General features: G+C 70.8%; 1 protein-coding gene. It reads right to left on the reverse strand.

Annotated elements, in window-relative coordinates:
• The coding region (locus ABT352_RS40455) for an SDR family NAD(P)-dependent oxidoreductase (protein WP_502992953.1) at window positions 1-9,935 on the reverse strand (9,935 nt) is incomplete at both ends.

Raw genomic sequence — 9,935 nt, forward strand, 5'->3', positions numbered from 1 at the left:
CCCGCGGCCTCACCACCCATCAGGCCGACCCTGTCCTGGAACCACCCCAGCGCGTTCAACCCGTCCAGCAGGTCACGGAAGTTCACCCCCGCCGCGTGCACGGCCATCCGAACCCGTCCGGCCTCCAGGGGCTCGGCCGCCTGCGGGAACGGCAGCAACTCCAGCGCGTCCAGGCTGCCCTTGGCCCGGCTGCCCAGCCGCCACGCCTTCTCACCGGCCGGAGGCAACAGGCCCGCACCAGAGGTCAGCGACGCCAACCTCGGCACCCGCACCCCACCCTCACGCACCGCCACCTGCTGCTCACCGGAAGCCAGTACGACGGGCAGCGCGGACAGGGCCGTCTCGTACTCCTCCACATCGGCCAGCAGGAAGCGGCCCGGGTTTTCCGCCTCGGCGCTGCGGACCAGTCCCCACACGGTGGCCGCGACCGGGTTCGACACGGTCTCGCTGTCATCGGTCGCGACCGCGCCCCGGGTGACGAACACCAGGCGCGAGTCACCGAACCGCTCGTCGGCCAGCCACTGCTGAAGCAGGCCGAGAACCCGTGTGGTCAGCGCGTGCGCCGCCTCCACCACGTCCGTGGAGTCATCGGTGTCGATCTCGACGGTCACCAGGTCGGGCATCCTGCCGAACGGCAGTTCCAGCGAATCGAGGTCGCCGGTGAGCTCGGCCACCTCCAACCCGATCACGGCGTCCACCGGGGAGACCGTCATCGGCACGGTGACCCAGTCCAGCCGGAACAGCGAGTCCCGCTCCACCCCACGGTCGGGGGAGGCCGCGGCGACCTGGTCGGACGAGACCGGCCGCAGCACCAGGGAGCGCGCCGACAGCACCGGTGCGCCGACGGCGTCCACCGCCGTCAGCGACACGGAGTCGGCGCCGGTCACGGCCAGCCGCACGCGCAGCGCCGACGCGCCTTCGGCGCGAAGACTCACCTCGCTCCAGGAGAACGGCAGCCTTCCGCCCTCGGTCGCCTCCAGCCCGGCGAACGGCACCGCGTGCAACGCCGCGTCCAGCAGCGCCGGATGCAACCCGAACGAAGCCGCGTTCGACGTCTCCTGCTCGGGCAGGGCGATCTCGGCGAAAACCTCGCCGTCCTGGCCGCGCCAGGCGGCTTTCAGTCCCTGGAACACCGGCCCGTAGGCGAGTCCGCCCTCGGCGAGCCGGCCGTACAACCCGTCCAGCCCGATCGCGGTCGCCCCCTCGGGGGGCCACACCGTGGCGTCGAACGCGGCAGCCTGGCCGTCGCCCTCGCCCCTGGTCGTCAGCGTGCCGGTGGCGTGCCGGATCCACGGCACGTGATCCTCGGCCTCGGCCGGGCGGGCATAGATGCCGAGCACGCGCCTGCCCGACTCGTCCGGGGCACCCACCGACACCTGCACCGCGACCGCGTCGTCCTCACCCAGCACCAGCGGCGTCGCCAGCGTCAGCTCCTCCACCAGGTCGCAGCCGACCTGGTCACCCGCCCGCACCGCCAGCTCCAGGAAGCCGGTACCGGGGAAGAACACCATCCCGGCCACGACGTGATCGGCCAGCCACGGGTGCGACTGCGACGACAACCGCCCGGTCAGCAGTACGCCGTCGGAGTCGGCGAGGCGAACGGCGGCGCCCAGCAGCGGATGCTCGGCCGCGGCCAGACCCAGGCCACGAGCGTCCCCGGCGCGCTTACCGGTCGGCCAGAACTGCTGACGCTGGAAGGCGTAGGTGGGCAGCGCCACCCGGCGCCCGCCCGCGAGCACCGCCTGCCAGTCGAGCGGTACCCCGTGCACGTGCAGCTCGGCCAGCGCCGCCAGGATCGCCGACTGATCATCGCGGTTTCTCCGCAGCACCGATACGAGCAGAGGATTCGCATCCGCGTTCGTGCCCGTGGCGGGGTGGTGGGCGCCTGAGTCCTCTGCCACCTGGGAACGGGCGGCCTCGTCCGAATCGGCGAGCACCCTCAGGGTGTCGTCGGCCATCGCGGTGAGCACCCCGTCGGGGCCCAGCTCCAGGTAGGCGCGCACGCCCTGGTCGTGCAGGGTGCGGACGCCGTCGGAGAAGCGGACCGCGCCACGGACCTGCTCCACCCAGTAGTCGGGCGAACACAGCTGCTCGTCGGTGGTGGGTTCCCCGGTCAGGGTCGAGACCACCGGGATTCGCGGCGGGTCGTAGGACAGCGTCCGGACCAGGGTGCGGAAGTCCTCCAGCATCGGGTCCATCAGCGGCGAGTGGAACGCGTGCGACACCCGCAACCGCTTCGTCCGCACTCCCCGCTCCTCCAGGGCGGCGGCCACCTCAAGCACCGCCTCCTCCACCCCGGAGACCACCACCGACGCGGGGCCGTTCACCGCCGCGACCGACACCTCCTTCTCCCGCCCGGCCAGCAGCTCGACAACCTGCTCCTCGGCGACCTGGACCGCCACCATCGCCCCACCCTCGGGCAACGCCTGCATCAACCGCGCCCGCGCCGCCACCAACGCACACGCGTCCTGCAACGACAGCACACCGGCCACATGCGCCGCGGCGATCTCCCCGACCGAGTGACCGGCCAGCACATCGGGCCGGATCCCCCACGAGGACACCAGCCGGAACAGCGCGGTCTCCACCGCGAACAGCGCCGGCTGCGCCCAGCCGGTCCGATCCAGCGCCTCCGCCTCCGCAGACCCCGGCTCGGCGAACACCACCTCACGCAACGACCCGTCCAGCAGCGGCTCGAACTCGGCGAACACCTCGTCCAAGGCTTCGGCGAACACCGGGAACCGCTCGTACAGCTCCCGGCCCATCCCGGCCCGCTGGCTGCCCTGACCGGTGAACAACACCGCCAGCTTCAGCTCGCCCGCTGCCACCCCGCGCACCACACCCGCACCCGGCAGGTCCCCGGCCAGCGCACCCAACCCGGCGAGAACACTCTCACGGTCGCCGACCACCACCGCCCGATGATCGAACGCCGAGCGCGTCGTCGCCAGCGAGAACGCCACATCGGCCAGACCGAGATCAGGCTCACCTTCCAGGAACGACGCCAACCGCCCGGCCTGCGCCCGCAACGCCCCCGCGGATCTTCCCGACACCAGCACCGGCACCACGTCCGGCTCGACCTCGCCTCGCGGAGCCTCCGGCTCCTCGGCTTCTGACTCGGGGAACTGCTCGATGATCACATGCGCGTTGGTGCCGCTGATCCCGAACGAGGACACCCCTGCCCGCCACGGCCGCTCCACCTGCGGCCACCGCGTCGGCTCGGTCAGCAACCTCACCGCACCGGCCGACCAGTCCACGTGCGAGGACGGCGCGTCCACGTGCAACGTCCGAGGCAGCACCCCGTGCCGCATCGCGAGCACCATCTTCATCACACCCGCCACACCCGCAGCGGCCTGGGCGTGCCCGATGTTCGACTTGATCGAACCCAGCAGCAGCGGCCGATCCTCCGGCCGATCCTGACCGTAGGTCGCGAGCAGCGCCTGCGCCTCGATCGGGTCACCCAGCGTGGTACCGGTGCCGTGACCTTCCACCGCGTCGACCTCGGAGGGCTTCAAACCCGCCCCGGCCAGGGCCTGGCGGATCACCCGCTGCTGAGACGGACCGTTCGGCGCGGTCAGGCCGTTCGACGCGCCGTCCTGGTTCACCGCAGAGCCGCGCACCACCGCGAGCACCTCGTGGCCGTTGCGGCGTGCGTCCGACAACCGCTCCAGCACGACCATGCCCGCACCCTCGGCCCAGCTCACCCCGTCGGCCGCGTCAGAGAAAGACTTGCAGCGCCCGTCACCGGCCAGCCCGCCCTGCGCGCTGAAGTCGATGAACGCACCCGGCGACGCCATCACCGTCACACCACCGGCCAGCGCCAGCGAGCACTCACCGCTGCGCAGCGCCTGCGCCGCCAGGTGAATCGTGACGAGAGACGATGAACACGCCGTGTCCACCGTCATCGCGGGACCTTCCAGGCCCAGCGTGTACGAGATCCGCCCCGACAGCACGCTCCCGGCGTTACCGATGCCGAAGAAGCTCATCGCCTCCGGCGGCAGCTCCACACTGGACGCGTAGTCGTGGTACATGATCCCGGCGAACACGCCGGTACGGCTGCCACGCAGCGAGAGCGGGTCGATCCCGGCCCGCTCGACCGCCTCCCACGACGTCTCCAGCAACAGTCGCTGCTGCGGGTCCATCGCCAGCGCCTCACGCGGCGAGATCCCGAAGAACCCCGGATCGAACTCCCCGGCCTCGTGCAGGAACCCCCCCTCACGCACATAACTGGTCCCCCGGCTCTCCCGATCGGGGCTGTAGAAAGCGGCCAGATCCCAGCCGCGCGTCGTCGGGAACGACGAGATCCCGTCCCCGCCTTCGTCGACCAGCCGCCACAGGTCCTCCGGAGACGTGATTCCGCCCGGATAGCGGCATGCCATCGACACGATGACGATGGGGTCGTCCGAGACCGATGCGAGCGTGGTCGGAATGATCACGTCGGCTCGTTCGCCGAGCAGCTCACCCAGCAGGAACTCCGCCAACACCACCGGAGTCGGATAATCGAACACCAACGTCGCCGGCAGCCTCAGCCCGGTCGCCGCGTTCAACCGATTACGCAACTCCACCGAGGTCAACGAGTCGAAACCCAACTCCCGAAACTCCCGGCGCACCTCCACCGACTCCGGCGAAGCATGCCCCAACACCATCGCCACCTGCGCCCGCACCACCTCCACCACCAACCGCACCCGATCAGCCTCACCCAACCCCACCAACCGACCCACCAACACACCATCACCCACACCCACACCCGACACCGCCGACCGGCGAACCCCCCGCACCAACCCCCGCAACAAATGCGGCACCTCACCACCGGCCCGCACCGCCCCCACATCGAACCGCGCCGCCACCACCACCGAACCACCCGAACCCACCGCCGCCTCGAACAACCCCAACCCCTGCTCAGCCGACAACGCCACCATCCCCGAACGCGCCAACCGCCGCAGATCCACCTCACCCAACCCACCCGTCATCCCGGCGCCCTGCTCCCACGAACCCCACGCCAGCGAACGCCCGGTCAGCCCCAGCCCGCGCCGATACTCCGCCAGCGCGTCCAGGAACGCGTTCGCCGCCGCGTAGTTACCCTGCCCCGCCCCACCGAACGTCCCCGCCACCGACGAGAACACCACGAACTCCGCCAGATCCTGACCTTGGGTCAGCTCGTGCAGATGCCAGGCGGCATCCACCTTCGGCCGCAACACCACATCCAGGTCCTCGGCCGACAACGACGGGATCGTCCCATCAGCCAGCACACCCGCCGTGTGGATCACCGCCGTCAACGGATGAGCGGCATCGATCCCCGCCAGCAGCGCGGCCACCTGATCGCGATCGGCCACATCACACGCGACGACCTCGGCCTCGACCCCGTGCGCGATCAACTCCGCCTGCAACTCCACCGCACCGGGAGCGTCCAACCCCCGGCGACTGGTCAGCAGCAGACGCCGCACCCCACGCTCGGCCACCACATGCCGCGCGAACAAACCCCCCAGACCACCGGTACCACCAGTGATCAACACCGTCCCCTCGGGGTTCCAGACTCCGCTCGCCTCCCCCTCAGAGGGAGAGCCGGGCACCAGCCGCGACAGCCGCGCCACCCGCACCTCACCATCGCGCACCGCCACCTGCGGCTCGCCTGAGGCCAGCACCCCGGCGAGCACACCGGGCAGTGCCGACAGCGAAGACTCCCGTCCGTCCACGTCCACCAGTACGAACCGGTCAGGATTCTCCAGCCGCGCGGAGCGCACCAAACCCCACACCGCCGCGGCCGCCAGGTCGGCCACCACCTCGCCGTCCCCTGCCGTCACCGCTTCCCTGGTCACCACCACCAGGCGCGAATCGGCGAACCGGTCATCGGCCAGCCACCCCTGCACCACGTCCAGAACGCGAGCGGTCAGCGCATGCGCCGACTCCACCACTTCGCCCGCCGGATCCGAGACCGCCTCCATCAGCACCACACCCGGCACCGGCCCCGCCTCAACCAGCGACGCCAGATCCGCATGCGTGGAGGCCGCTCGTCCGGTCGCCTGCCAAGCGCGGGTGATGTCCAGAACGTCCTGGCCGAGTATCGCCGTCGGGAGCGCGTCAGCCGCCGGGAGATCCACCGACGACGTCCACTCCACCTGGAACAAAGCATCCCTACCCGCACCCCCACCAGAGGTGGCCAACACCTCCGACGCCACCGGCCGCAACACCAACGACCGCGCCGACACCACCAAACCCCCACCCCCATCCACCGCCACCACAGAAACCGCATCACCCCGAGTCCTCACCAACCGCACCCGCAACACCGACGCCCCACCCGCATGCAAACACACCCCACCCCACGAGAACGGCAACCGCCCACCCTCAGCCTCGTCCAACCCCACGAACGGCACCGCATGCAAAACCGCATCCAACAACGCCGGATGCACCCCGAACGACCCCGCACCCGACACCACCTGCTCAGGCAGCACAACCTCCGCGAACACCTCACCCTCAGAACCCCGCCACGCCCTCCTCAACCCCCGAAACACCGGGCCGTACTCCAACCCACCCTCAGCCAACCCCTCATACACCCCGTCCAACTCGATCACCGACGCACCCCGCGGCGGCCAAACCTCCGTCTCGAAACGCGTGACGACCTCACCACCGGCCCCCGTGACCTGCCCTCGGTCTTCCCCGACGTGGCCACCGCTCGCCAGCACACCCGAGGCATGCCGCACCCAGCCATCGTGATCACCGGCATCGGCCGGCCGGGCATGGACGCTCACCTCACGCCGCCCGGACTCGTCGGCCGGCCCCACCCGCACCTGCACCGCGACCGCGTCGTCCTCACCCAGTACCAGCGGCGTGGTCAGGGTCAGCTCCTCGACCAGGTCGCAGCCGACCTGGTCACCCGCGCGGATCGCCAGCTCCAGGAAGCCGGTACCCGGGAAGATCACCATCCCGCCCACCGCGTGATCCGCCAGCCACGGATGCGACCGCAGCGACAACCGTCCCGTCAGCAGCGCGTCACCGGAATCGGCCAGGCCCACGGCCGCGCTCAGCAGCGGATGGCCCGCCGCCTCCTGTCCCAGACCGCGAGCATCCGCGATTCGCCCGACACTCGGCCAGAACCACTGGTGCTGGAAGGCATAGGTCGGCAACTCCACCCGGCGCCCGCCCGCGAGCACCGCTTCCCAACCGATCGCCACGCCACGCACGTGCAGCTCGGCGAGAGCCGTCATGATCGCCGACTGCTCGTCCCGGTCCCCGCGCAGCACCGGCACCGCCACCGCGCCCGTTTCACCCGCGAACGCGACAGAAGAGCCCTCGGCCCTCGGATCGGAACCGGCAAACTCGGCGAGGGTGTCGGACGCCATCGCGGCGAGCACACCGTCGGGGCCCAGCTCCAGATACGCCTGAACCCCCTGAGCGTGCAGCGTACGGACACCGTCGGCGAAGCGAACCGCAGCGCGCACCTGCTCCACCCAGTACTCCGGCGAACACAACCACTCCGCACCGGCCACCTGCCCGGTCAACGTCGACACGACCGGAATCCTCGGCGCACCGTAGGTCAGCGACCCCGCCACCGCCCGGAACTCCTCCAGCATCGGATCCATCAACGGCGAATGGAACGCATGCGACACCCGCAACCGCCTCGTCCGCACCCCCCGCTCCTCCAGAGCGGCGGCCACCTCAAGCACCGCCTCCTCCACCCCGGAGACCACCACCGAGGACGGACCGTTCACCGCCGCGACCGACACCTCCTTCTCCCGCCCCACCAGCAGCTCGGCGACCTGCTCCTCGGAAGCCGCCACCGCCACCATCGCCCCACCGGCAGGCAGCGCCTGCATCAACCGCGCCCGACCCGCCACCAACGCGCACGCGTCCTGCAGCGACAACACCCCCGCCACATGAGCGGCGGTGATCTCTCCGATCGAGTGACCGGTCAGCACATCGGGCCGGATCCCCCAGGACTCCACCAGCCGGAACAGCGCGGTCTCCACCGCGAACAACGCCGGCTGCGCCCACCCCGTCCGATCCAGCAACCCCGCCTCAACCGACCCCGGCTCGGCGAACACCACCTCACGCAACGAGCGACTCCGGTAATGCTCGGCCGCCTCGCTGTCCGGCTCCCCCTCGAACTTCTCCAGCAGCGGATCCAGCTTCGCGATCACCTCGTCCAGCGCCTGCGCGAACACCGGGAAACGGTCGTACAGTTCCCGGCCCATCCCGGCCCGCTGCGACCCCTGACCGGTGAACAGGAACGCCAGCTTCGGTTCGCCCGCTGCCAGCCCGCGCACCACACCCGCGCCCGGCAGACCCTCGGCCAGCGCACCCAGCCCGGCCGGCACACTCTCACGGTCGCCGACCAGCACCGCCCGATGATCGAACGCCGAGCGCGTCGTCGCCAGCGAGAACGCCACATCGGCCAGCCCCAGACCGGGCTCACCCTCCAGGAACGACGCCAACCGCCCGGCCTGCGCCCGCAACGCCTCCGCCGTACGACCCGACACCACCACCGGCAGCACGCCCGCAGGTGCCTCGCTCCGCGAAACCTCTTCGGGTTCCGGCGCCTCCGGCCCCTGTTCGATGATCACGTGCGCGTTGGTGCCGCTGATCCCGAACGAGGACACACCCGCCCGCCACGGCCGCTCCACCTGCGGCCACCGCGTCGGCTCGGTCAGCAACCTCACCGCACCGGCCGACCAGTCCACGTGCGATGAGGGCGCGTCCACATGCAGCGTCCGAGGCAGCACCCCGTGCCGCATCGCGAGCACCATCTTCATCACACCCGCCACCCCCGCAGCCGCCTGCGTGTGACCGATGTTCGACTTGATCGAACCCAGCAGCAGCGGCCGATCCTCCGGCCGATCCTGACCGTAGGTCGCCAGCAGCGCCTGCGCCTCGATCGGGTCACCCAGCGTGGTGCCGGTCCCGTGCGCCTCCACCACGTCCACGTCGGCCGACGACAGTCCGGCGCCGACGAGCGCCTGGCGGATCACCCGCTGCTGAGAGGGACCGTTCGGCGCGGTCAGGCCGTTCGACGCGCCGTCCTGGTTCACCGCAGAGCCGCGCATCACCGCGAGTACTTCGTGGCCGTTGCGGCGCGCGTCCGACAGCCGCTCCAGCACCAGCACCCCGATGCCTTCGGACCAGCTCGTGCCGTCCGCCGCGTCGGCGAACGCCTTGCACCGCGCGTCGCCGGCCAGTCCGCCCTGCGCGCTGAAGTCGATGAACGCACCCGGCGACGCCATCACCGTCACACCACCGGCCACCGCGAGCGAGCACTCACCCGAACGCAGCGCCTGCGCCGCCAGATGCATCGCCACCAGCGAGGACGAGCAGGCGGTGTCCACCGTCATCGCGGGACCCTCCAGGCCCAGCGTGTACGAGATCCGCCCCGACAGCACGCTCCCGGCGTTGCCGGTACCGAAGAAGCTCATCACATCCGGCGGGAACTCCACGCTGGACGCGTAGTCGTGATACGACACTCCGGCGAACACGCCGGTGCGGCTGCCCTTCAGCGAGATCGGGTCCATGCCCGCCCGCTCGATCGCCTCCCAGGTGGTCTCCAGCAGCAGGCGCTGCTGCGGGTCCATCGCGAGCGCCTCACGCGGCGAGATCCCGAAGAACCCGGGATCGAACTCCCCGGCCTCGTGCAGGAACCCACCCTCACGTACGTAACTGGTGCCGGGCCTCTCGCGGTCCGGGCTGTAGAAAGCGGCCAGATCCCAGCCGCGCGTCGTCGGGAAAGACGAGATCCCGTCCCCGCCCTCGGCCACCAACCGCCACAGATCCTCCGGCGAGGACACCCCGCCCGGATAACGGCATGCCATGCCCACGATCACGATCGGGTCGTCGGCCACCGGCATCACGGACGCGGGGATGATCACGTCGGCTCGTTCGCCGAGCAGCTCACCCAGCAGGAACTCCGCCAACACCACCGGAGTCGGATAATCGAACACCAACGTCGCCGGCAG

It is taken from the genome of Streptosporangium sp. NPDC000563, from assembly GCF_040299985.1.
Classification (GTDB): Bacteria; Actinomycetota; Actinomycetes; order Streptosporangiales; family Streptosporangiaceae; genus Streptosporangium.